Here is a 22,630-nt window from a genome sequence, read left to right as displayed (position 1 = left end):
GCGACCGCGACATCAGCATCAACTCGACCAAGACCGCTCTGACCGCGTTCAAGAAGCTCGCCGCCGACCCGATCTTCAACGTCAAGATCGCCTGATCGATCCGCACCACCCGCACTTCCCCACGAGCCGCCCGGCATTCAGCCGGGCGGCTCGACCGCTTGCTGACTACCGGCCGACCCGATAGGTGACGTGGGTTACCCGTGAGGCCGAACGCCCGGAGACCTGCTCGAGCCGCAGCGGCGGCACCCCGTCGAACAGGCGCTCGCCGGCGCCGAGGGTGACCGGGGCGATGTGCAGGCGCAGCTCGTCGATGAGGCCGGCGGTGAGGAACTGGTTGACCGTCGAGGCGCCGCCGGCGATCGCGATCCGGCCGTCGCCGGATGCCTCCTGTGCCCGCTTGAACGCCTCGTGCACGCCGCCGGTGACGAAGGAGAAAGTGGTGCCGCCCCGCATCGGCACGTCCTCGCGCGGGTGGTGGGTCAGCACGAAGACCGGCTTGTGGTACGGCGGGTCGTCGCCCCACCAGCCGGTCCACTCCGGATCCCAGTCGCCGCGGCCGGGGCCGAACATGTTGCGGCCCATGATGAACGCGTCGGCGGCGGTGATCGCGGCCAGCTCCGCCGCGTTCTCCTCGGGGGTGTCGAACATCCAGCCGTGCAGCAGGTGCTCGGCGCCGAGGCCGCCGAGCGGCTGTTCGAGGGTCTGGTCGGGTCCGGCCACGAAACCGTCGACGGAGACGGCGATATCGCAGGTCACGTACGCCATTACTGTTGTCCTTTCCGCATGGTCTCCGCGGCGAGGTCCGCGATCGCGTCGACGAGCTGGTCGCCGTTGAGAAGGGATTCGTCGTTGTGGTCGGCGCCCTCGACCGCGACCACTCGTGCCCGTCCTGCTGCCGCTTGCGCCACCGTCAGGCTCTGCGCCGGCGCAATGACCGAGTCGGCGGTGCCGTAGACGACCAGGGTGGGCACGGTGATCTGCCCGATGAGGCCGGCGACGGGGAAACGGTCCCGGGCCAGCAGCCGTACGGGAAGGAAGGGGTAGTGCTCCTGCCCGGCCGCCGGCAGGTCGGTGAACGGAGATCGCAGAATCAGTCCGGCCGGCGGGTGCTGTGCCGCCAGCGCGGTCACCACCGCGGCGCCCAGGCTCTCGCCGTAGTAGAGGAGCCGGTCGGCGCGGACTCCGGCCTGCTCGATGAGGTAGGCGCGGGCCGCGCGGATGTCCTGGGCGAGGCCCTGCTCGCTGGGACCGCCGGGGTTGCCGCCGTAGCCGCGGTAGTCGACGAGCAGGACGGTGAGACCCCGGGCGGACAGGGCCGCGGCGAGCGGGGCCCGGGCCTGCCTGTGCCCCGCGTTGCCGGGGGCCACCAGCACCGCCGCCCGCTGGTCCGGCCCGCCGGGCGGGGGCGTGACCAGCCACGCGGCGAGCCGCAGCCCGTCGGCGGTCCGCAGGGTGACGTCCCGGGCACCGGGCAGGACCTGGGCGGCCGGCGGTGGCGAGCCCCGGTCCGGCAGGTATATCAGCCGCCGTTGCAGCACCCAGAGCACGACGAGGAGCAGCGCCAGGACCAGGAGCGCGCACAGCGTCAGTCGCAGGAGAATCGGCAGCTTCATCGCACGTCGACGATATCCCCGGCCGTCGCGCGAGGCACCGACGCGGCCGAACTCAGGTGGTGACGTCGCGCCCGGCGAAGCGTGCCCACGCCGCCGTCAGGAAGACCACGATGTAGGCGAGCGCCGACAGCAGCCCGGGCGTCAGCGCGCCGAACGACACCGGATCGCGCAACAGCTCACCGAAGTCCTGCCAGTGCCGGGTCAGCAGGTACGGGTGCAGCCAGTCCAGCTGCGGAATCTGCCCCAGCACGACGCTCGCCACGCTGAGCATGGTCAGCGCGATCGTCGCGCCCATCGGCTGCACCGTGAGGGTCGACAGGAACAGCCCGACGGCGCCCAGCGCGGACAGGCACACGCCCAGATAGAGGCAGACGCCGAGCAGCCGCAGCAGCGCCTCGCCGAAGCCGACCTGGGTGCCCGAGAGCAGCGTGACGTCCCCGCCGCCGAACAGGATCAGGCCGACGGTCAGGCCGGTGGCGGCCACCAGGAGCGGGGCCAGGAACGCGCCGGCCACGATGCCGGCGTACTTGACCGCGAGCAGCCGGATCCGGCCGACCGGCACGGTCAGCAGGTAGCGCAGCGTGCCCTGGTCGGCCTCGCCGGCCACCGCGTCGCCGGCGACCATCGCGATCGCGATCGGCAGGAACAGGGTCAGCTCGGCGCTGAGCGCGGCCAGCGCCACGAAGAAGCCGTTGCCGGTGATCTGTGCGACGAAGTCCGGCGCGCCGTCCGAGGTGTCCGGCGCGGCGACCTTGATCGCGACGGCGAGCACGATCGGCACCGCCGCCAGCGCGGCCAGGCCTACCTGGTTGCGCCGGCGGACGGCGATCAGCCGCAGCTCGGAGCGCAGGAAGCGGGACGAGAAGCGGCGCACCGGCGCCGCGGACGTGTCAGCCGCTGACATCGAAGCCCCTTCCGGTCAGGGAGACGAACACGTCCTCGAGGCTGGGCGCCTCGACCGCGAAGCCGCGTACCGCGACGCCGTCGTGCACCAGCGCCGCGACGACCTTCTCCGGCGCGGCCGCGCCGAGCTGCCCGGAGGCCTCGGCGGCCGTCTCGGCGATCTCGGTCAGGCCCAGCGTGCGCAGCACCCGGGCCGCCTGCGCGGGCTGGTCGGTCAGCACCCGGGCCCGCGGCGCCGCGTCCGAGCGCAGCCGCGACAGCGGCTGCTGCGCGACCAGCTTGCCGCGGTGCATGACGCCGACGTGCGTGCAGACCTGCTCCACCTCGGCCAGCAGGTGCGTGCTGAGCAGCACCGTCGCGCCCTCGGCGGCGAGCGTGCCGACCAGGGCGCGCACCTCGCGGGTGCCCTGCGGGTCGAGGCCGTTCGTCGGCTCGTCCAGGATCAGCAGGTCGCGGGGCAGGAGCAGGGCGGCCGCGATGGCCAGCCGCTGCTTCATGCCCAGCGAGTAGCTGCGGTAGCGCTTGGCCGCCGCGGCGGACAGCCCGACCCGGTCCAGCGCCGCGGCGATCCGGGCGTCGGCGGTCCGGGCCTCGGCCGTACGGTCCGCGGCGTCGAGGCGGCGCAGGTTGTCGCGGCCCGACAGGTACGGGTGGAAGCCGGGCCCCTCGACCAGCGCGCCGACGCGGGGCAGTACCTCGGCGGCGCGCTCCGGCATCGCCGAGCCGAGCAGCTCGTGCCCGCCGGCGGTGGGGCTGATCAGGCCGAGCAGCATCCGGATCGTCGTGGTCTTGCCGGATCCGTTCGGGCCGAGGAAGCCGTACACGGCACCGCGGGGGACAGCCAGGTCGACGGTGTCCACCGCGACCTGGCTGCCGAACCGCTTGGTCAGCCCCTGTGTGGCGACCGCGAGGTCGGTCACTTTCCGGCTGCCTCGTACAGCTTCTCCGGTGCGACGGCGCCGACCAGGATCCGGCCGTCGTCGGTCACCAGCGCGCTGAACAGGGCGCTGGAGAGCAGGTGCCCGCTGCCCCAGGCGCCGCTGACCTTCGGCAGCGCCCCGGCGACCGCGTCGAGCCGGCCGCGGTCCCCGCCGGTCGGCAGCTTCGCCACCAGGACGGACGTCCAGCCCTCGCCGACGACCTTGGTGCCCTCGGGCGCCTCCTTGTGCTGCGCCGCCTCGCGCTTGGCCTTCTCGTGCTGCTCGGCCAGGTCGGACTTGCTCGGCGTGTTCACCTTGGTGCCCGGCGGCGGGTTGAAGGTGAACTGCTCGGCGTCCGGCACCTCGAAGGTGACCTGCTGGAACGCCACCCGGAAGGCCGGGTCGTTGGCGCCCTTGGCGTAGACGTCGACGCCCAGCGGGACGTGGTGCTGCGCGTCGATGGCCAGGCGCACCTGGCCCACCAGCGAGACGGTGTCCCGCGGCGTCAGCACCAGCTCGTAGGCGTTGCGGCCGGCGACCTTGGCGGCGCCGGTCGTGGAGACCGCGGTGCTGGGGTCGATCGCGGCGAGCGCCGCGTCGGCGGCCTCCTGCGGCGACGACGGCACGCCCGTCGGCAGCGTCTCCGGCTTGCCGTCCTTGGCGTCGGCCGGCAGCTTGAAGTGCGTGGCCGAGCTGTCGGCGCTGCGCCACAGCCAGACGTCGTTCCCGTTGCGGATCACGTCGGTCTCGCCGAGCGTGCCCATGAGGGCGAGGCGCGCCTTGTCCTCTCCGGCGTACCAGACCCGCGCGGTGTTGCTGCCCGCGACGAGCTTCATGATCTCGGAGCCGCCCGCGGCACCCAGGCCCGGCAGCGCCGGCAGGCCCAGATCGGCGGTCTGCACGACCGTGCCCGACAGGCCGTCGACCTTGGCGTTCTGCACGTCCACCAGCAGCTGGGCGGCGCTGCGCTCGGGCAGCGACGGCTCCGCGTTGGCGACGATCGTGCCGGCTGCCGCGCCGCCGCCGATGACCACGGCCGCGGCGGCGGCCGGTACCAGCCAGCGCAGCGCGGGCCTTGACCTGAACACACTCACGATGAGCACCTCCCCTTGACTGCAGCAATCGTGCGCCGAGTGGCCTGTGACGCCGCTGAGAGAAACCCCTAGGGGTTGCCCCGCGCGTGCCAAGGTAGGGGAGTGCGGTTGCTGGTGGTGGAGGACGAGGCGCGGCTCGCGGCCGCCCTGCAGCGGGGCCTGCAGGCCGAGGGCTTCGCGGTGGACGTGGTCGGCGACGGCCAGGACGGGCTGGAGCTGGCCCGGCACGGCGACTACGACGCGATGATCCTCGACGTCATGTTGCCGCGGCTCTCCGGCTACCGGGTGGTGCGGCAGCTGCGGGCCGAGGAGCACTGGCTGCCGGTGCTGATGCTCTCGGCCAAGGACGGCGAGTACGACCAGGCCGACGGCCTCGACTGCGGCGCCGACGACTACCTGACCAAGCCCTTCTCGTACGTGGTGCTGCTGGCCCGGCTGCGGGCGCTGCTGCGCCGCGGCACCCCGGAGCGGCCCGCGGTGCTGCGCCACGGCGACCTGGAGCTGGACCCGGCGCAGCGCAAGGTCACCGTCGCCGGCGCGCCGGTGGTCCTCACCGCGCGGGAGTTCGCGCTGCTGGAGTACCTGCTGCGCCGCCCCGGCGAGGTCGTCTCGAAGACCGAGCTGCTCGACCACGTCTGGGACGCGGCGCTCGACACGGCCGCCAACGCGGTCGAGGTCTACGTCGGCTATCTGCGCCGCAAGCTCGGCCGGGACCGGCTGGAGACCGTCCGCGGCGCCGGCTACCGCCTGGCCGCGGTCGACGGGGACTGAGCGTGGCCTGGCTGCGCCGGCTCAGCCTGCGGGCCCGGCTGCTGATGGTCTCCGTCGTGGTGCTCTTCGCCGGCCTGGCCGCCGGCGGCGTGGTGCTGGTCGCGACGATGAACTTCGCCCTGCTCCGCACCGCGAACACCGAGGCCCTGGACACGGCCGACGCCGTGGCCGGCCTGGTGGACGCGGGCACGGTCAGCGATCCGCTGCCGGCCGCTCCGGGCGTACGCGTGCAGGTCGTCGACGCCCAGGACCGGGTGCGCGCGGTGTCCGCGGGCGCCGACCGGCTCGTGCCGATCCTGTACCCGGCGGAGCTGGACGCCCTCGCCGACGGCGAGGGCCGGTTCATCCCCGGCAGCCGGATCGGCCTGGACGGGCGGGTCCGCGTGGTCACGGTGAACGCGGGCACCGCGGAGGATCCGATGCGGGTGCTGGTCGCCCGCCCCACCGCCGACCTGACCCAGGGCCTGCGGCTGCTGCGCCGCACGCTGCTGATCACGTTCCCGCCGCTGGTCGCGCTGCTGGCGCTGGTCGCCTGGCGGGTGACCGGCGCGACCCTGCGCCCGGTCGAGGCGCTGCGGGCCGGCGCCGAGGAGATCACCGGCGGGGCCCGCCCGGGCCGGCTGCCGGTGCCGGACTCGCGCGACGAGATCCACCGCCTGGCCGTCACCCTGAACGGCATGCTGCACCGGCTGGACGCGGCCCGCGGCCGGCAGCGCGCCTTCGTCGCCGACGCGGCCCACGAGCTGCGCAGCCCGCTCACCAACATGCGCACCGAGCTGGAGGTCGCGCAGCGCCTGCCGGACACCACCGACTGGCCGGCGCTCGCCGGCGACCTGCTCACGGACGTGGACCGGCTCAGCCGCCTGGTCGACGACCTGCTGCTGCTGGCCCGTGCCGACGACGAGACGACCCGGGCGCTTCAGCGCCGGCCCGAGGAGGTCGAGCTGGGCCAGCTGCTCGCGGAGGTCGCCGGCCGCTACCCGACGGTGGAGTACGAGCGGCCCGCGGTCCCGCTGCGCACCGTCGGCGAACGCGACGCGATCGGCCGGGTGGTGGCGAACCTGCTGGACAACGCCGTACGGCACGCGAACTCGTCGGTGCGGCTGACCGTCGCGGCGGACGGTGCGTACCAGATGATCTCGGTCTCGGACGACGGCCCGGGCATCCCGGCGGCGGACCGCGAGCGGGTGTTCGACCGCTTCACCCGCCTGGACGACGCACGCGCCCGCGACGCGGGCGGCTCGGGCCTGGGCCTGGCGATCGTCCGCGAGCTGGTCCGGCGCCACGGCGGCACGGTGGCGCTGCGGGGCACCTCCCCGCCGCCCGGCCTGCGCGTCGACGTCCGCCTGCCGGCCGGCGCTTGAACGGGTGGGTGACGAGGGTGTTCAGGTGATGTCGCGGTCGCGGTAGGCGCGGGGGAGTTTCTCGCGGGGCGTGCCGGCGACGACGCGGTTGCGTCCCTGGTGTTTGGCGGCGTAGAGGTTGCGGTCGGCGCCGGCGAGGGTGGCGGTCTGGCTGGGGGGTGTGGTTTCGCCGGTGGCGGCGGCGCCGATGCTGACGGTGACGGGCAGGCCGCCGGTGGTGTCGTGCCAGTCGTGGGCGCTGACGGCGTGCCGGATGCGGTTGAGGATGCTGGTCGCGGCGGCCAGGGGAGTGGCGGGAAGCACGAGGAGGAATTCCTCGCCGCCGAGGCGGGCGGTGAAACCGTGCGGGACTTCGGCGGCGAGTTCGGTGTCGAGGATTTTGGCGACCTGGATGAGGACCTGGTCGCCGGTGTCGTGGGAGAGGGTGTCGTTGACGCGTTTGAAGTGGTCGATGTCGACGACGGCCAGGGTCAGGCCGGGATCGCCGGTGACGAGGGCGGGCAGTTCCTCGTCGGCGTAGCGGCGGTTGTGCAGGCCGGTGAGGGGGTCGCGGCGGGCCTGCTCGCGGAACTGTTCGGCTTGCTGGCGGGCTTCGGTGGTTTCGAACATGGCCTGACGGGCCTGGGCCTGCGCTTCGCGTTCCCGTGAGCTGAGGCCGTCGCGGGCGGCGACGAATGCCTTCAGCTGGGTGAATGCCGCGGCGTGGTCGCCGCGGGCGGCGTGCAGCTCGGCCTGTTCCTGGTGTACCTGGGCCAGGAGTTCGTGCAGGTCGCGTTCGGCGCACAGCTCGCGGCAGGCGTCGAGGTACCGCTGAGCCTGGACGAGGTCGCCGAGCCCGCGCCGGACGCGGGCCAGGGTGAGCCGGTAAAAGGCCAGATCATCGGCGTGATTGATGTGCCCGGCGTCGTGCCGGGCGATGCAGGCCAGCGTCGTCCGCTCGGCTTCGGCGTATTCGCCGTTGGCGGCCTGGATCTCCCCGATCGTGTGCAGCCCCGAGGGAGCGAGTTCGACCCCGTGTGTGTCGGCGGCTGCCATCATCTGGCCGGCGACCTCACGGGCCTGGGCGATGTCGCCGCTGATGTAGGCGTAGTAGGCCCAGTTGTTGAGCACCCCGTTGATCAGCAGGTCCCACCGCTGTGCCTTCCGGGCCAGCTCCTCGGCCTGCTGGTATTGCAGCCCCGCGGAGTCCATCGCGCTGGTCGCGGCCAGCGCGTCACCGAGCCGGGTGCGAGCCGCGATCTGCTGGGGGACGGTGGCGGTCCCGTCGAGCAGTTCGACCGCGCTCAGCGCGTGCTCCAGCTTTCGGGCCGCGTCGCCGCTCAGCTCGTGGATGTTCGCGAACAGCATGTGGGCGCGGGCCTCGAGCTGGCGCTCGCCGTGCTGGGCGGCCCACTGCAGGATGTCGGAGACCTCCCGGGCAACCCCCGTGATCTCGCCGATCCGCATACTCAGGCGGGCATGCTGAAGGCGGGCGCGCATGACCAGGCCCTCATCGCCCAGCGCCATCGCCTGCCGCCGCAGCCCGGCCACGGTGGCCAGCCCGGCCGCGGCGTCGGTGACGATCTGCTCGTCGATCGCCAGCAGGGCAGCCGACAACGCCTCGGCACCCATTGCGCTCTCCATGGCCCCTCCAGGTCCGGCCCTCCACTGATCGCAATCGGCCCCGGGCATCGATAACTGAGGTCCTGTCAGTGTTCGAGTCGCCTCGGCGCGCGCCGGCACGCTGCGGCCGGCGGTGGCAGTGGTGCGAAGACGTTGCCGCAATGTGGTGCTACCCGCTCCCGGGACAGCCCGGCGATCCGCATCAGCGGTCCGACCAGGGCGTCGTACAGCCCCGGCGTCGCCACGAAACCGAACCTGATGAACCGGTTCGCGGCGCCGACGGTCACCGTGCCGCGCGGGCGACGGGCGCAGCGCAGGATTGCCGCGGCGACCTTCTCCGGGCGGTACACCGGCGGCGGAGGTTGCCCGAAGCGGCCGGCGAAGTTGGCGGCGTTGCGGTAGATCGGGGTGTCCACGGCACCGGGTGCCACCAGGCAGATGTGGATTCGTGCGGCATCCCGGGTCTCCTGTCGCAGGCCTCGTACCAGCGCGCGCAGGCCCCACTTGCTGACCACATAAGCGCTGGTGTACGGCGTGACGACCGTCCCGAGCAACGACCCTCCGTAGATCAGCACCCCGCTGCCCTGCGCCCGGAACCGGGCCAGCGCTACCCGGGCCACGGTCGCCGAGCCGAGCAGATCAGTGGTCACGACCTGGTCGAACACCTCGGCGGGAACGTCCTCGAACCGGCCGAACGCCATGACGGCCGCGGTGTGCACCCACACGTCCAGGGTGCCGAACGCGGTGACCGCCTCCGCCGCCACCGCCGCGACCGCCTCCGGCCGGGTGACGTCGGCGACCACCGCCCGTACCGGTGCGCCCAAGTCCCGGCATTCGCCGGCGACGGTGCCGAGTGCCACCTCGGAGCGGGCGGCCACTACCAGACGAGCACCGGTGCGGGCGAATGCCAGTGCGGTGGCCCGCCCGACGCCACTGGAGGCGCCGGTGACCACGACCGTGGCGGCTGGCACGACCAGCGGTTACCCGCCGCTCAGCGGATCAAACCGTCAGGTGATGTGCGGGTCCGGTGGCCGGTGGTCTCCGCGAGGTGCTTGATGTGGGCCGCGCGTTCCGTTAGCAGGCGCTCCAGGTACGGAGCGAGCAGCATTCGGGTCACCACCGCACCCAGCGGCCCCAGGGGCGCGCGGATCGTCATGCGATCAGTCATCCGGGTCTGTCCGTTTCCCAGGTCCTCGAAGCGGTGCTCGTGATGCAGGGAACGAAACGGGCCGCGCGTCTGTTCGTCGACGAAGCGATGCGGGCGGTGGTAGGCGGTGATCCGGCTGGTCATGTGCCAGTTCCAGCCGAGATGCCGAGCACGGAACGTCACTTCGTCGCCGAGGCCGAGTCGGCGGCGGCCGGTCGTCGTCGTTGCGGTCTCCTGGCTCTTGGCCAGGGATTCGGCGTGGACGTCTACGTCGAGTTCCAAGTCGAAGACCGTGGCCGCGGCGGCGTTGATGACGGACACGACTTCGATCAGGCTCGACACGCGGGCAGCCTAGTACCGGCCCGCGCAGGCTTCACGGCGCGCCATGAAGTAAGCCTTAGGATCGGGGCGTGGCCGAGGACCTGTGGCAGGTCGGTGACGCCTACGAGGCGTACGTGGGCCGGTGGAGCCGCCCGGTCGCGCGCGAGTTCGTGGCCTGGCTGGACGCGGGCGCCGGCCGGTCCTGGCTGGACGTCGGGTGCGGGACCGGCGCGCTGTCGGCGGCGGTGCTCGCCGCCGCGCCGGCCCGGGTCGTCGGCGTCGACCGGTCGGCGGGATTCCTGTCGGTGGCGCGCGACGCCGATCCGCGGGTCCGGGTCGCCGCCGGTGACGCCTGTGCGCTGCCCCTGCCGGACGGCCGCTTCGACGTCGTGGTCAGCGGGCTCGCCCTCAACTTCACCGGCGAGCCGGCGCGGGCGGTGGCGGAGTTCGCCCGGGTCTGCGCGCCGGGCGGGACGGTCGCGGCCTACGTCTGGGACTACGCCGGCGGCATGGCGATGTTGCGGCACTTCTGGGACGCCGCCGTCGCGCTGGATCCGGGCGCCGCGCCGCTCGACGAGGCACGCCGGTTCCCGCTCTGCCGGGCCGGTCCGCTGGCGCGGCTGTGGACGGACGCCGGGCTGGCGGGGGTCGGCACCCGGGCGATCGAGGTGCCGACGATGTTCGCCGGGTTCGACGACCTCTGGCGGCCCTTCCTCGGCGGCCAGGGCCCGGCACCCGGCTACGTGGCGTCGCTGCCGGCCGGGCGGCGGGTGGCGCTGCGGGACCTGCTCCGCGAGCGTCTGCCCGCCGAGGCCGACGGGTCGATCCGGCTCACCGCCCGGGCCTGGGCGGTACGCGGCACCGTCCACTAGGCACACTACTGTGGATCGATGACCGCGAGACTGGTGCTTGAGCAGGTGCCCATGGCCGGCGCGGACGGGGACGTCTCGGCGGCGGCGTTCAGTCCCGATGGCGGCCTCCTGGCGACCGGTGGCGAGGACGGCGTGGTACGGCTGTGGGACGCGGCCGGCAGCCGGCAGATCCGATCCTTGGAGGCCGGGGACGGGCACGACGTCCGGGTGCTGGCGGTCGCCTTCGGGGGTGATCGCCGGACGGTGCTCGCGGCCGGCACCGACGACGGGCGGGTGGTCACCTGGAGCCCGGGCGACGGCGAGCGGCTCAGCGTGTTCGCCACCGGCGAGCGATACGTCCGTTCGATCGCGGTCCATCCCCACGGCGGCCTGCTCGCCGCCGGGGTCGGCGACACGGTGCGGCTCTGGGATCCGGCGACCGGCCAGCCGGTGCGGCACCTGACCGGCCATACGGGCCAGGTGCACGACGTCGCCTTCAACGCCGGAGGCGACCTGTTGGCCAGCGCCGGAATGGACGGCATCCGGCTCTGGAACCCGTCGACCGGAGAACTCGTCCACACGTTCGCCGGCCAACTCGCGAGCCTGACGACGGTCGCATTCGACCCGGCCGGGGACCGGCTGGCCGGCACCGGCGCGACCGCCGGTGTGGTGCGAATCTGGCACACCCGGACCGGGCGGGAACTGTCCGTCGTCGACTGGCGCGGCGCCACCCCGAAGACCGTGGCGTTCAGCCCGGACGGGCGGGTGCTGGCGCTCGGCAGCCCGAGTCGCAGCCTGCGGCTCTGCGACACCGCCACCGGCGCGGAGCTCTGCTCGCTCAGCGGCCGGCGGATGGGCGTCGTGTCCGCCGCATTCTTCAGCCCGGACGGGACAGAGGTGCTCACCGTCGCCGATCGCGCCCGGCACCGGCTGCCACCCGGCTCGTTCGACCGGTCGTTCGGCCGCTGGCGGATCCGCGAGATCGACGTGGAGCCGGCGGGCGTCGTCCCCGTCTCCGCCGACGACCAGAGAGTCCTGCGCCACCCGGGCCACGTGCGCTCGATGGCGTTCAGCCCCGACGGCGGCCGGCTGGTGACCAACGACGGCACCGTACGGGTATGGCGGCTCGACGGTGACGGCGACGCCGGAGCGGTCGGGAGTGCCAACGTCGTCGCGGACGTGGTGTGGAGCCCGGACGGCACCGTGTTCGCCTTCACCCGCGGCCTCACCACGGTCGTGCTCGTCGACCCGGAGACCCGTCGCGAGGTCCGGCACTGGGACTGCGGCATGATCGGTGTGTCGAGCCTCGCGTTCAGCGCGGACGGCGGCAGGCTCGCGGCCGCGCTCGGCGACCACTCGATCGTCATCTGGGACCCGTCGACCGGCCGGACGCTTCAGCGGCTCACCGGCCCGCGGTCGACGGGCAGCACCGGGCCGTCGGCGATGACGTTCAGCCCGGACGGCACCCGGCTGGCCAAGGGCGCCGACGACGGGACCTACGCGGTGCACCTGTGGCACCTCGACACCGGACGACTGCGGCAGCTGCACGGTCACACCGGCTACGTGGTCGCGGTGGCCTTCGACCCGTCCGGCGCCAGGCTCGCCAGCGGCGGCCTGGACCGCTCGGTCGTGCTGTGGGACGCCGCCACCGGCGACGAGCTCAGCGAATCGACCGAGCACACCGGTGCCCTGCGGGCGGTCGCGTTCAGTCCCGACGGCACCCGCCTGGCCACCGCGGACTCCGCCGGCACGGTCGACCTCCGCGACCCGGTGACCGGATCGCCGACCCACCGGCTGACCCACCACGCCGGGCCGATCACGTCTATCGCGTTCAGTCCGGACGGCGCCGGACTCGCCACCGCCGGCCCGGACGACACGGTCCGCGTCTGGGCCCTGCCGGCGTGAGGTCAGTACTCCTTCTTGATGACGAAGTAGGAGCCGCGAATCGTCCCGGCCAGCTTTGACTTCTGCCGGGCGAACTTGAACGAGCCGAGCTCCTCGGGAACGTCCATCCCGTCGGAGAGCTTGAATCCGACCGCCCGTTTCCCGCCGTCGTCGATCGTGTACATCACGTTGATCGACAGGCCGTCCTCGTAGAAGACGTAGGCCATCCGGATGTTCTCGACCTGGAACGCGGTCGCCTCAAGCGGTCGAGCGGAGATGACGATGCCGCGTTCCTCCTCGAGGATGCGGCTCACCCAGTCGATGGTCGACTCGGCGTCGCTCGCGGGCTCCACCGTGAAGGTGTGGTCGTACTTGTTCTTGAAGTACCGGGCCTCGTTCGCCCGCAGGCCGGCCAACGCGGTCGCGACCGGCGACGACTCCAGGCCGACGGTCGAAACGGTGCCGAAGTCCACCGCATGGGACATTGCAGTTCCTTCGCGTGTATGCGGAACGGGTGTGGTCAGCGTAGGTGCAACGCCCGTCCACTAGGTACCGGAACGCCGGATGTGTTACGCGCGGATTTCCGGGCCGCGCCGGGCGGCTGTTGCCTCGTCATCGCTCGGCATCTATGGTCGGTAACCATCCCGCCGACTCGCGATCACTGCGTGTAGCCGATCGTCGAAGCGCTTCGATTGCGGCGAACCAGGAGAAGAACCCATGCGAAACAGGCACCTCCGGCGTGCTCTCGCCGTGGCCGCGGTCGCCCTCGTCACCCTGGCGGGCGCAGCCACCGTGGCGAGCGCCGCCGAGCCGTCATATCCGTTCCGAGACCCCCGGCTTCCCCTCGACGCCCGGGTCGGCGACCTCGTCGGCCGGCTCACCCTGGACGAGAAGGTCTCGCTGCTGCACCAGTACCAGCCGGCCGTACCGCGGCTCGGCATCTCCTTCTTCAAGACCGGCACCGAGGCGCTGCACGGCGTCGCCTGGTCGACCGACGTGGACGCGGGCGGCGCCGTGGTCACCGCGCAGGGCACCGCGTTCCCGCAGGCGGTCGGCCTGGCCAGCACCTGGGACCCGGCGCTGCTGCGGCGGGTCGGCGCGACGGTCGGCGACGAGGCGCGCGGCTACCACGCACTGAACCCCAAGGTCTGGGGGCTGAACCTGTGGGCGCCGGTGGTCAACCTGCTGCGGGACCCGCGCTGGGGGCGCAACGAGGAGGGCTACTCCGAGGACCCGCTGCTCACCGGCGCGATCTCCACCGCGTACGGGAAAGGGTTGCAGGGTGACGACCCCGACCACCTGAAGACCGCGCCGACGCTGAAGCACTACGCGGCCTACAACAACGAGACCCGGCGCGACGTCACGTCGTCGAACGTGCCGCAGCGGGTGCTCAACGAGTACGACCGCCAGGCGTTCCGGCCGGCGCTGGAGGCGGACGCGGCGACCGGCGTGATGGCGTCCTACAACCTGATCAACGGCCGTCCGGCCACCGTGGACCCGGACCTGTCCGGCCTGGTCCGGAGCTGGACGGACCGCACGCTGTTCAACGTCTCCGACGCCTGGGCGCCGACCAACCTGACCGGGTCGCAGGCCTACTTCGCGACCCAGGCGCAGGCCGACGCGGCGCTGCTCAAGGCCGGGCTGGACAGCTTCACCGTCAACGACGCCAACGGCGCGCCGACCGTCGCCGCGGTCACCGAGGCCCTCGCGCAGGGCCTGCTCACCGAGGCCGACGTCGACACCGCGGTCGGCCACGCGCTGAGCATCCGGTTCCGGCTGGGCGAGTTCGATCCGGGCGGCGGCCCGCACGCGGGCATCGGCCCGGAGGTCATCGACAGCCCCGCGCACCGCGCCCTGGCCCGCGAGACCGCCGGCCAGGCGATGGTCCTGCTGAAGAACTCCGGCAACGCCCTGCCGCTGGCCGGCGGCGGCCGGGTCGCGGTGGTCGGCCCGCTGGCCGACACGCTCTACACCGACTGGTACGGCGGGAAGCTGCCATACCAGGTCACCGCGCTGGACGGGATCCGGGAGCGCGCCGCGAGCGTGACCAGCAGCGAGGGCGCGGACCGCATCGCGCTCAAGGACATGGCCACCGGCAGGTACGTGACCGCGACCGGCACCACCGACGCCGACCGGGTCACCGCCACCGGCGCGACCGCCGGCGCCGCCGCACAGTTCGACCTGGTCGACTGGGGGCAGGGCGTCGCGACGCTGCGCAGCGTCGCCAACGGCCGGTACCTCGGCTACAACTGGGGGCCGTTCCTGACCCGCGACGAGCAGCCCAACGGCTGGTTCGTGCAGCAGCAGTTCAAGCTCGAGGCGCAGGCCGACGGCAGCTACGTCCTGCACTACGCGGGCTACGAGACCAAGGAGAGCTGGTTCGGCCCGAACACCTACGTCACCGTCGGCGCCGACGGCGCGCTGACGCTGGGCTCGGCTACCGCGCAGGGCGCCGCGCACTTCGCCCGCGAGGTCGTCAGCAGCGGCGTCGACCAGGCCGTCGCCGCGGTCCGGGGCGCCGACTCCGCGGTCGTGGTGGTCGGCAGCAACCCGTTCATCAACGGCCGGGAGGCGCACGACCGCACCACGATGGCGCTCGGCGAGGGCCAGCAGGCGCTGGTGAAGGCGGTGCTGGCGGCGAACCCGCGGACGACCGTCGTGCTGCAGACCAGCTACCCGGACACCATCACCTGGGAGCAGCAGCACGTGCCGGCCATCCTCTGGACCACCCACGCCGGCGCCGAGACCGGGCACGCGCTCGCCGACGTCCTCTTCGGCGCGCGCAACCCGGGCGGGCGGCTCCCGCAGACCTGGTACCGCTCGGACGACCAGCTCCCGGCCGACCTGCTCGACTACGACATCATCTCGTCGCGCCAGACCTACCTGTACGGCACGCAGACCCCGCTGTACGCGTTCGGCCACGGGCTCTCGTACACGAGATTCCGGTACTCCGGGCTGCGCACCCGGGCCGAGGGCGGCACGGTGACCGTCTCGGTCGACGTCACCAACACCGGCGCCCGGGCCGGCGACGAGGTGGTGCAGCTGTACACGCACCAGCGCACGTCGCGCGACGTGATGCCGGTCAAGCAACTGCGGGCGTTCCAGCGCGTCAACGTGCCGGCCGGTCGAACGAAGACCGTCACCCTGCGCCTGAAGACCGCCGACCTGGCGCACTGGGACGTCACCCGCGGACGCTGGGTGCTCGAGACGTCCACCCACGACCTGATGGTCGGCGCGTCCTCGGCCGACATCCGGCTGCGCGGCACGCTGCGGGTGGCCGGCGAGACGATCCCGGTCCGGGACCTGACCCGGACCACCCGGGCGGAGAGCTTCGACACGTACGCGGGCGCGCGGCTGGTCGACGAGAGCAAGGCCCTCGGCACGGCGGTCGGCGCGGCCCGGGCCGGCGACTGGATCGCGTTCAAGGGCTCGCGCCTGGGCACCGCCTTCACCGCCCGGGTCGCGAAGGCCACCGCGGGCACCGGCACCGTCGAGGTCCGGCTCGGCTCGCCGGCCGGCCGGCTGCTCGGCACCGCACCGGTCGCGAGCACCGGCGACGAATACACGTACGCGACCACGACCGCCCGGCTCAGCCGCGCCGCCGGGACGCAGGACGTCTATCTGGTCCTGGGCGAGGGGGTGCGGCTGTCGACGTTCCGCATCGGGTGATCAGTAGGATCGGCTGAACAGCAGCCGGAGCCGGGGGAGGGGCGATGCCGACGATCAGCGATGTCGCCCGTGCGGCCGGAGTCTCGATGAGCACGGTCTCGTACGTGCTCAGCGGGCGCCGGCCGATCTCCGCCGAGACCCAGGCCCGGGTCAAGGCGGCGATCGCCGAGCTCGGCTACCACCCGCACGCCGGCGCCCGGGCCCTCGCCAGCAGCCGGACCAGCGTGCTGGCGCTGGTGGTGCCGCTGCGGGTGGACGTCAGCGTCCCGGTCATCATGCAGTTCGTGACCGCCGTGGTGACCGCGGCCCGGACCTACAACCACGACGTGCTGCTGCTGACCAAGGACGAGGGCACGGCCGGGCTGGAACGGGTCGCCGGCGCCACCATGGTCGACGCGCTGATCCTCATGGACGTGGAGCGCGACGACGTGCGCATCCCGGCGCTCGGCCGGCTCAAGCAGCCGTCGGTGCTGATCGGGTTCCCCGACGACGCGGCCGGCATCGCCTGCGTCGACCTGGACTTCGCCGCGACCGCCGCCGAATGCCTCGGCCACCTGGCCGGGCACGGGCACACCCGGATCGCCCTGGTCGGCCCCTCGCCCGCGGTCTACGAGCGCGGCACCACCTACGCCTCGCGGTTCCTGGGCGGCTTCACCGAGGCCGCCGAGCGGCTGGGCCTGGAGACGGTCGCGCACCCCTGCGGGCCGGGAGTGCGGGGCGTGCGCGAGTGCCTGGCGCAGATCGACGCCGAGCTGCCGGGGGTGTCGGCGCTGGTCGTGCACAACGAGGAGGCGCTGCCGCCGCTGCTGGAGGAGCTGCGCGCCAACGGCCGCCGGGTGCCGGAGGACCTGTCGATCGTCGCGATCTGCCCGCGCGACGTCGCGGTCGGCCTGCCGGTGCGGCTCACCTCGGCGGACATCCCCGCGCACGAGGTCGGCACCATCGCCGTCGAGACGACGATGAACCTGCTCGACGGGCGCCGGACCCCCGGCACCCGGCTGGTGCCGCCGACGATCATCGAGCGCGACAGCTGCGCCACCCGTCGAGGAGAAATCTCCGCGTCACACGGTTGACATCCACGTCGATCGTTACCTAGCGTCTGGCCAGACCCTGCCGTCGAAGCGCTTCGACTAGGCCGACCGTCGAAGCGCTTCGACCGCCTTTGGAGGACGGCATGTTCAGACCACGAACGAGCTTCGCCGCGGGCGCGCTGCTTCTGGCGGCGTCCCTCGGCCTTACCGCTTGCAGCGACTCCGGCTCCGGCGACGAGGGCGCCGAGGCCAAGACCCTGACCCTCTGGCACTACGAGGGACCGACCAGCGCCATGGGCGTCGCCTGGAACAAGGCGATCGAGCTCTTCAAGGCGAGCCACCCGGGCGTGGAGGTGAAGTTCGAGGAGAAGAGCTTCGAGCAGATCCAGCAGAACGCCGGCATGATCCTCAACTCGGACAGCGCACCCGACATCCTCGAGTACAACAAGGGCAACGCCACCGCCGGCCTGCTGTCGAAGCAGGGCCTGCTCACCGACCTGACCGAGGAGGCGGGCAAGCGCGGCTGGGACAAGGCGCTGAGCCCCAGCCTGCAGACCACCACCCGGTACGACGACGACGGCATCATGGGCAGCGGGAAGATCTTCGGCATCCCGAACTACGGCGAGTACGTGATGGTCTACTACAACAAGGACCTCTTCGCGAAACACAAGATCGCCGTGCCGACCACCCTCGCGGAGTTCGAGACCGCGCTGGGCACCTTCACCAAGGCCGGCGTCACACCGCTCTCGGTCGGCGGCGCCGAGTACCCCGCGCAGCAGATCCTCTACGAGCTGGCCCTGTCCAAGGCGAACCGGGCGTTCGTCGACGACTACCAGCTCTACAAGAACAAGGTCGACTTCCACGGTCCCGAGCTGACGTTCGGCGCGCAGGCCTTCGCCGACTGGGTCGCCAAGGGCTACATCGCCAAGAACTCGGCCGGCATCAAGGCCGAGGACATGGGCGTCGCGTTCACCCAGGGCAAGTTCCCGATCCTGATCTCGGGCAGCTGGTGGTACGGCCGCTTCGCCACCGAGATCAAGAACTTCCAATGGGGCACGTTCCTGTTCCCGGGCAACACCCTGCACCCGGGCTCCAGCGGCAACCTCTGGGTGGTGCCGACGAAGTCCAAGGCCAAGAGCCTGGCGTACGACTTCATCGACATCACCATGCAGCCCGAGGTGCAGGCGCTGCTCGGCAACTCCGGCGGCGTGCCGGTCGCCGCGGACCCGTCGAAGATCACCGATGAGAAGAACAAGGAGCTCATCGCCAACTTCGCCACCATCTCCTCCGGCGACGGGCTGGCGTTCTACCCGGACTGGCCCGCGCCCGGCTACTACGACGTCCTCGTCGGCGGCGTGCAGGGGCTCATCAACGGGTCCAAGACCCCGGAGCAGATGCTCGACGAGATAGCGAAACCGTACAACGACAACCTCGCCGACCTCGGCAAATGAGCCGGCCGCGACAGGGAGGCCGGCGCGCCGGCTACGGGGTGTACCTGATTCCCGGAGTGCTGGCCTCCCTCGCGGTGATCGTCGTTCCCCTGGTGATGACCGTCGGCGTCAGCTTCACCCGCTGGTCGGGCATCGGCACCGCGACCTGGGTCGGCTTCGACAACTACGTCCGGCTGTTCCACGACGTGAACTTCTGGGCCTCGTTCGGCCACATCCTGCTGCTCATCGTGGCGATGGCGGTGATACCGACGCTGCTCGGCCTGCTGCTGGCGGCCGTGCTGTTCGACTACCTCGCCAAGGTCTTCCGGCCCCGCTGGGCCAGCGTGTTCCGCTCCGGCTTCTACCTGCCGCAGGTGCTGCCGGTCGCGGTGACCGGCATCGTCTGGGGCTGGATCCTGCACCCGAGCTACGGCGCGCTGAACCGGATCCTCGAGACGATCGGGCTCTCCGCGCTGACCCGCAACTGGCTCGGCGACCCGGACTACGCGCTCTACAGCGTCATGGCGATCATGATCTGGGTCCAGCTGGGCTACCCGATCGTCATGTTCATGTCCGGCCTGCAGCGCATCGACCCCGAGCTCTACGAGGCCGCCGACCTCGACGGTGCCGGCTGGTGGCAGCGCTTCCGGCGGATCACCGTGTACCTGATCCGTCCCGAGTTCTACGTGGTGCTGGTGACCACCACCATCGCCGCGTTGAAGATCTTCGGGCCGATCTTCGTGCTGACCCGGGGCGGGCCGAGCAACGCGACCCTGGTGCCCTCCTACTTCGCCTACAAGAACTTCTTCGAGAAGGCCCAGGTCGGTTACGGCTCGGCGATCTCGACGGTGCTCACCGTGTTCATCGTCGTGCTGGCGTTCGTCTTCCTGCGCCTGCAGACCCGCGACCGGGAGACGCACCGGTGACCGCCGCCCGCCGGTACCCGGCCCGCTTCATCGTCCTGGCCGCGCTGCTCGTCCTGCTGCTGCTCGTCGTCGCGCCGCTGTTGGTGGTCGCGCTCAACGCGGTCAAGAGCCCGGCGGACTACGCGAGCAACGGGCCGTTGTCCATCCCGGAGTCGCTGCACCTCTCCGGCATCGCCGACTTCTGGCACCGCGTCGACTTCGGCCGCAAGCTGCTGAACAGCTTCGTCACCAGCGCCGCGGTGGCCGTGCTCGCCGTCGTGCTCTCGGTGCTCAACGCGTACGCGCTGGGCATCGGCCGGGTCCGCGGCCGGATCTGGTTCCTGGTCTTCTTCCTGGTCGCCAACCTGCTGCCGCAGGAGGTGCTGGTATACCCGCTGTACTACCTGTCGAAGAGCCTGCACCTGTACGACAGCCTGTTCTCGATCATCATCATCTTCACGGTCATCCAGAGCGCGTTCGGCACGTACCTGCTCTCCTCGGTCTACGCCGAGTTCCCGACCGAGCTGCTCGACGCCGCCGAGGTCGACGGCGCGGGCCGCTGGCGCACCCTGTGGCGGGTGGTGGTCCCGGTCAGCCGGCCGACCCTGGCCGTGCTGTTCACGTTCTTCTTCATCTGGACCTGGAACGAGTTCTTCCTCCCGCTGGTCTTCCTGGTCTCGAACGCCAACCAGACCGTCCCGGTCGCGCTCGGCGTGCTCCAGGGCGACCGGCAGATGGATGCCACGACCACCAGCGCCTCGGCGCTGATCGGCATCCTGCCCGCGATGCTCTTCTTCCTGATCTTCCAGCGCACGTTGACCCGCGGCATCACCGCCGGCGCCATCAAGTAAAGGAACCGCCATGAAGTTCACCGACGGCTTTTGGAGCAAGCGCGACGGCGTGACCGTCCTGCACCCGGTGCAGCTGCAGGACACCACGGCGCGGGCCGACTCGCTGACCGCGTACGCCACGGCCAAGCGGGTGCGCGGGCGCGGGGACACCCTCGACGCCCCGATCATCACGGTCGCCTGCACCGCGCCCGCGCCCGACGTCGTGCGCGTCACCATCTGCCACTTCGCGGGCCGGGTGCCGCGCCGGCCCGACTTCGAGATCGTCGCCGAGCCGGGCTTCGTACCGCGGGTCGACGAGACGAGCCTGACCTCGGGCGCGCTGACCGCGAGCTTCGCCGGCGGCGATCAGTGGCGGCTCGACTTCTCGGCCGGCGGCCGGCGCCTGACCGGCAGCGGCTGGAAGGGCATGGGCATCGTCGAGGACGCCGACGGCGGGCAGTACGTGCACGAGCAGCTCGACCTCGGCGTCGGCGAGGCGGTGTACGGGCTGGGCGAGCGCTTCGGCCCGCTGGTCAAGAACGGCCAGTCGATCGACATCTGGAACGAGGACGGCGGCACCAGCAGCGAGCAGGCGTACAAGAACGTGCCGTTCTATCTCACCAACCGCGGCTACGGCGTGCTGGTCGACCACCCCGGCCGGGTGTCCTTCGAGGTCGGCTCCGAGCTGGTCTCGCGCACCCAGTTCAGCGTCGGCGGGCAGACGCTGTCCTACCTGGTGATCTACGGGCCGTCCCCGGCGGAGATCCTGCGCAAGTACACCGCGCTGACCGGCCGGCCCGCGCTGCCGCCGGCCTGGTCCTTCGGCCTGTGGCTGTCCACGTCGTTCACCACCTCGTACGACGAGGAGACGGTGACCGGCTTCGTCGACGGGATGGCCGAGCGGGACCTGCCGCTGAGCGTCTTCCACTTCGACACGTTCTGGATGCGCGAGTTCAGCTGGTGCGACTTCGAGTGGGACGCCCGGATCTTCCCGGACCCGCCGGGCATGCTCAAGCGCCTCTCCGACCGCGGGCTGCGCACCTGCGTCTGGATCAACCCGTACATCGCGCAGCGCTCGGCGCTGTTCGCCGAGGGCATGGCGGCCGGCTACCTGGTGCGCCGCGCCGACGGCGACCTCTGGCAGTGGGACCGCTGGCAGGCCGGCATGGCGCTGGTCGACTTCACCAACCCGGACGCCCGCGAGTGGTACGCGGGCAAGCTGCGCGCGCTGCTCGAGATGGGCGTCGACGCGTTCAAGTCCGACTTCGGCGAGCGCATCCCCGTCGACGTGGTCTGGCACGACGGCTCCGACCCGGAACGGATGCACAACTACTACACCCAGCTCTACAACCGGGTGGTCTTCGACGTCCTGCGCGAGCACCGCGGCGAGGGCGAGGCCGTCGTCTACGCCCGCTCGGCGACCGTCGGCGGCCAGCAGTTCCCGGTGCACTGGGGCGGCGACAACTCCTCGACGTACGAGTCGATGGCGGAGAGCCTGCGCGGCGGCCTGTCCCTCGCGGCGTCGGGCTTCGGCTTCTGGAGCCACGACATCGGCGGCTTCGAGGGGCTGCCCGACCCGGCCGTGTTCAAGCGGTGGATCCCGTTCGGGCTGCTCTCCTCGCACAGCCGGCTGCACGGCAACCAGACGTACCGGGTGCCGTGGCTCTTCGACGAGGAGGCGGTCGACGTGCTGCGCGAGTTCACCCGGCTCAAGCACACGCTGATGCCGTACCTCTTCGGCGCCGCCGGCCGCGCGCACTGCGAGGGCCTGCCGGTGATGCGGCCGATGATCTTCGACTTCACCGACGACCCGGCCGTCACCCACCTCGACCGGCAGTACCTGCTCGGCGACAGCCTGCTCGTCGCGCCGGTCTTCAGCGAGCAGGGCGACACCACCTACTACGTGCCGGCCGGCCGCTGGACCCGCTACCTGACCGGCGAGGTGGTGCAGGGCCCCGGCTGGGTACGCGAGACGCACGGCTTCGACAGCGTGCCGCTGCTGGTGCGGCCGGACTCGGTCCTGGCGGTCGGCGCCCGCGACGACCGGCCGGACTACGACTACCGCGACGGCGTCACGCTGCGGCTGTTCGAGCTCGCCGAGGGCAGCCGGACCACGACCGTGCCGGGACCCGCGGGCACCGCGCCGGCCACGTTCGAGGTGACCCGCACCGGCGCGACGGTCCGGGTGACGCGCTCGGGCGACCCCGCGCCGTGGCGGGTCCGCGCCGGCGACACCGTCGTCGCCCTCGAGGCCGGCGACACCGCCTGCGAGCTGATCCTGGACTAGCCTTCCGA

At 72.1% G+C, this 22,630-nt stretch carries 19 protein-coding genes; 10 read left to right on the top strand and 9 right to left on the bottom strand.

Annotation, left to right across the window (positions count from 1 at the left end; translation table 11 throughout):
* Positions 1-165: 165 nt before the first annotated feature.
* Genes ACIBSW_RS24665 through ACIBSW_RS24645 form a run of 5 tightly spaced genes read right to left on the bottom strand, consistent with a single transcriptional unit; the run spans position 166 to position 4,530 of the window.
* Positions 166-765 carry a dihydrofolate reductase family protein gene (locus ACIBSW_RS24665; RefSeq protein ID WP_354724934.1) on the bottom strand — a complete coding sequence of 200 codons (600 nt, stop codon included), beginning with the start codon at positions 763-765 and terminating at the stop codon, positions 166-168.
* Positions 765-1,613: an alpha/beta fold hydrolase gene (locus ACIBSW_RS24660; protein ID WP_354724932.1), complete on the bottom strand. Its 849-nt coding sequence runs from the start codon at positions 1,611-1,613 to the stop codon at positions 765-767. Before ACIBSW_RS24660 ends, ACIBSW_RS24665 begins: the two co-directional genes overlap by 1 nt.
* Positions 1,614-1,665: 52 nt before the next feature.
* On the bottom strand, positions 1,666-2,517 hold the full coding sequence (locus tag ACIBSW_RS24655; RefSeq protein WP_354724930.1) for an ABC transporter permease: 852 nt from the start codon (positions 2,515-2,517) through the stop codon (positions 1,666-1,668).
* A complete protein-coding gene (locus ACIBSW_RS24650; protein WP_354724928.1) occupies positions 2,504-3,436 on the bottom strand; it encodes an ATP-binding cassette domain-containing protein in 933 nt (310 codons plus the stop codon). The genes ACIBSW_RS24655 and ACIBSW_RS24650 overlap by 14 nt, the downstream gene beginning before the upstream one ends.
* Positions 3,433-4,530, bottom strand: coding sequence for a hypothetical protein (locus ACIBSW_RS24645; RefSeq protein WP_354724926.1), 1,098 nt, complete (start codon positions 4,528-4,530; stop codon positions 3,433-3,435). The genes ACIBSW_RS24650 and ACIBSW_RS24645 overlap by 4 nt, the downstream gene beginning before the upstream one ends.
* A gap of 102 nt (positions 4,531-4,632) precedes the next feature.
* Here ACIBSW_RS24645 and ACIBSW_RS24640 point away from each other — a divergent pair, with 102 nt between their 5' ends.
* Both ACIBSW_RS24640 and ACIBSW_RS24635 read left to right on the top strand, forming a co-directional pair.
* Entirely contained in the window at positions 4,633-5,301 is a 669-nt protein-coding gene (locus ACIBSW_RS24640) for a response regulator transcription factor (protein ID WP_354724924.1), read from the top strand.
* 41 nt (positions 5,302-5,342) lie between these two features.
* The gene (locus tag ACIBSW_RS24635) at positions 5,343-6,665 is read left to right on the top strand and encodes an ATP-binding protein (protein WP_404799451.1); all 1,323 of its coding nucleotides are present in this window, start codon (positions 5,343-5,345) and stop codon (positions 6,663-6,665) included.
* A gap of 21 nt (positions 6,666-6,686) precedes the next feature.
* Here the strand turns inward: ACIBSW_RS24635 and ACIBSW_RS24630 are convergent, their stop codons facing one another.
* The 3 genes from ACIBSW_RS24630 to ACIBSW_RS24620 all read right to left on the bottom strand — a co-directional run bounded on the left by ACIBSW_RS24630 (position 6,687) and on the right by ACIBSW_RS24620 (position 9,756).
* A complete protein-coding gene (locus ACIBSW_RS24630; protein ID WP_354724922.1) occupies positions 6,687-8,288 on the bottom strand; it encodes a diguanylate cyclase in 1,602 nt (533 codons plus the stop codon).
* A gap of 65 nt (positions 8,289-8,353) precedes the next feature.
* A complete protein-coding gene (locus ACIBSW_RS24625; protein ID WP_354724920.1) occupies positions 8,354-9,238 on the bottom strand; it encodes an SDR family NAD(P)-dependent oxidoreductase in 885 nt (294 codons plus the stop codon).
* 20 nt (positions 9,239-9,258) lie between these two features.
* Positions 9,259-9,756: an SRPBCC family protein gene (locus ACIBSW_RS24620; protein ID WP_354724918.1), complete on the bottom strand. Its 498-nt coding sequence runs from the start codon at positions 9,754-9,756 to the stop codon at positions 9,259-9,261.
* 68 nt (positions 9,757-9,824) lie between these two features.
* Here ACIBSW_RS24620 and ACIBSW_RS24615 point away from each other — a divergent pair, with 68 nt between their 5' ends.
* Both ACIBSW_RS24615 and ACIBSW_RS24610 read left to right on the top strand, forming a co-directional pair.
* Positions 9,825-10,607, top strand: a complete 783-nt coding sequence (locus ACIBSW_RS24615; RefSeq protein ID WP_354724916.1) for a class I SAM-dependent methyltransferase — start codon at positions 9,825-9,827, stop codon at positions 10,605-10,607.
* Between the two features lie 18 nt (positions 10,608-10,625).
* Positions 10,626-12,491 carry a WD40 repeat domain-containing protein gene (locus ACIBSW_RS24610; RefSeq protein ID WP_354724914.1) on the top strand — a complete coding sequence of 622 codons (1,866 nt, stop codon included), beginning with the start codon at positions 10,626-10,628 and terminating at the stop codon, positions 12,489-12,491.
* A gap of 2 nt (positions 12,492-12,493) precedes the next feature.
* Here the strand turns inward: ACIBSW_RS24610 and ACIBSW_RS24605 are convergent, their stop codons facing one another.
* Positions 12,494-12,955, bottom strand: a complete 462-nt coding sequence (locus ACIBSW_RS24605; protein ID WP_354724912.1) for a phage tail protein — start codon at positions 12,953-12,955, stop codon at positions 12,494-12,496.
* A 232-nt stretch (positions 12,956-13,187) separates the two neighbouring features.
* On the opposite strand from ACIBSW_RS24605, the gene ACIBSW_RS24600 reads away from it, so the two are divergent.
* The 6 genes from ACIBSW_RS24600 to yicI all read left to right on the top strand — a co-directional run bounded on the left by ACIBSW_RS24600 (position 13,188) and on the right by yicI (position 22,622).
* Positions 13,188-16,139 (top strand): glycoside hydrolase family 3 C-terminal domain-containing protein, encoded by a 2,952-nt coding sequence (locus tag ACIBSW_RS24600; protein ID WP_354724910.1) that lies wholly within the window; start codon positions 13,188-13,190, stop codon positions 16,137-16,139.
* 44 nt (positions 16,140-16,183) lie between these two features.
* A complete protein-coding gene (locus tag ACIBSW_RS24595) occupies positions 16,184-17,212 on the top strand; it encodes a LacI family DNA-binding transcriptional regulator (RefSeq protein ID WP_354724908.1) in 1,029 nt (342 codons plus the stop codon).
* Between the two features lie 101 nt (positions 17,213-17,313).
* Positions 17,314-18,621: an extracellular solute-binding protein gene (locus ACIBSW_RS24590; RefSeq protein ID WP_354724906.1), complete on the top strand. Its 1,308-nt coding sequence runs from the start codon at positions 17,314-17,316 to the stop codon at positions 18,619-18,621.
* On the top strand, positions 18,618-19,526 hold the full coding sequence (locus ACIBSW_RS24585; protein WP_354724904.1) for a sugar ABC transporter permease: 909 nt from the start codon (positions 18,618-18,620) through the stop codon (positions 19,524-19,526). Before ACIBSW_RS24590 ends, ACIBSW_RS24585 begins: the two co-directional genes overlap by 4 nt.
* Positions 19,523-20,356 carry a carbohydrate ABC transporter permease gene (locus tag ACIBSW_RS24580; RefSeq protein WP_354724902.1) on the top strand — a complete coding sequence of 278 codons (834 nt, stop codon included), beginning with the start codon at positions 19,523-19,525 and terminating at the stop codon, positions 20,354-20,356. Before ACIBSW_RS24585 ends, ACIBSW_RS24580 begins: the two co-directional genes overlap by 4 nt.
* A 10-nt stretch (positions 20,357-20,366) precedes the next feature.
* On the top strand, positions 20,367-22,622 hold the full coding sequence (gene yicI, locus ACIBSW_RS24575) for an alpha-xylosidase (RefSeq protein ID WP_354724900.1): 2,256 nt from the start codon (positions 20,367-20,369) through the stop codon (positions 22,620-22,622).
* The last annotated feature ends 8 nt before the right edge of the window (positions 22,623-22,630 follow it).

This window comes from Actinoplanes sp. NPDC049668, assembly GCF_044465445.1.
GTDB lineage: Bacteria > Actinomycetota > Actinomycetes > Mycobacteriales > Micromonosporaceae > Actinoplanes.
This window is presented reverse-complemented; position numbering and strand designations above follow the sequence as displayed.

Bases quoted from the DNA above. Each gene is read 5' to 3' on its own strand.
- ACIBSW_RS24665 (WP_354724934.1), bottom strand. From the start codon at position 765: ATGGCGTACGTGACCTGCGATATCGCCGTCTCCGTCGACGGTTTCGTG.
- ACIBSW_RS24660 (WP_354724932.1), bottom strand. From the start codon at position 1,613: ATGAAGCTGCCGATTCTCCTGCGACTGACGCTGTGCGCGCTCCTGGTC.
- ACIBSW_RS24655 (WP_354724930.1), bottom strand. From the start codon at position 2,517: ATGTCAGCGGCTGACACGTCCGCGGCGCCGGTGCGCCGCTTCTCGTCC.
- ACIBSW_RS24630 (WP_354724922.1), bottom strand. From the start codon at position 8,288: ATGGAGAGCGCAATGGGTGCCGAGGCGTTGTCGGCTGCCCTGCTGGCG.
- ACIBSW_RS24610 (WP_354724914.1), top strand. From the start codon at position 10,626: ATGACCGCGAGACTGGTGCTTGAGCAGGTGCCCATGGCCGGCGCGGAC.
- ACIBSW_RS24605 (WP_354724912.1), bottom strand. From the start codon at position 12,955: ATGTCCCATGCGGTGGACTTCGGCACCGTTTCGACCGTCGGCCTGGAG.
- ACIBSW_RS24600 (WP_354724910.1), top strand. From the start codon at position 13,188: ATGCGAAACAGGCACCTCCGGCGTGCTCTCGCCGTGGCCGCGGTCGCC.
- ACIBSW_RS24595 (WP_354724908.1), top strand. From the start codon at position 16,184: ATGCCGACGATCAGCGATGTCGCCCGTGCGGCCGGAGTCTCGATGAGC.
- ACIBSW_RS24590 (WP_354724906.1), top strand. From the start codon at position 17,314: ATGTTCAGACCACGAACGAGCTTCGCCGCGGGCGCGCTGCTTCTGGCG.
- ACIBSW_RS24585 (WP_354724904.1), top strand. From the start codon at position 18,618: ATGAGCCGGCCGCGACAGGGAGGCCGGCGCGCCGGCTACGGGGTGTAC.
- yicI (WP_354724900.1), top strand. From the start codon at position 20,367: ATGAAGTTCACCGACGGCTTTTGGAGCAAGCGCGACGGCGTGACCGTC.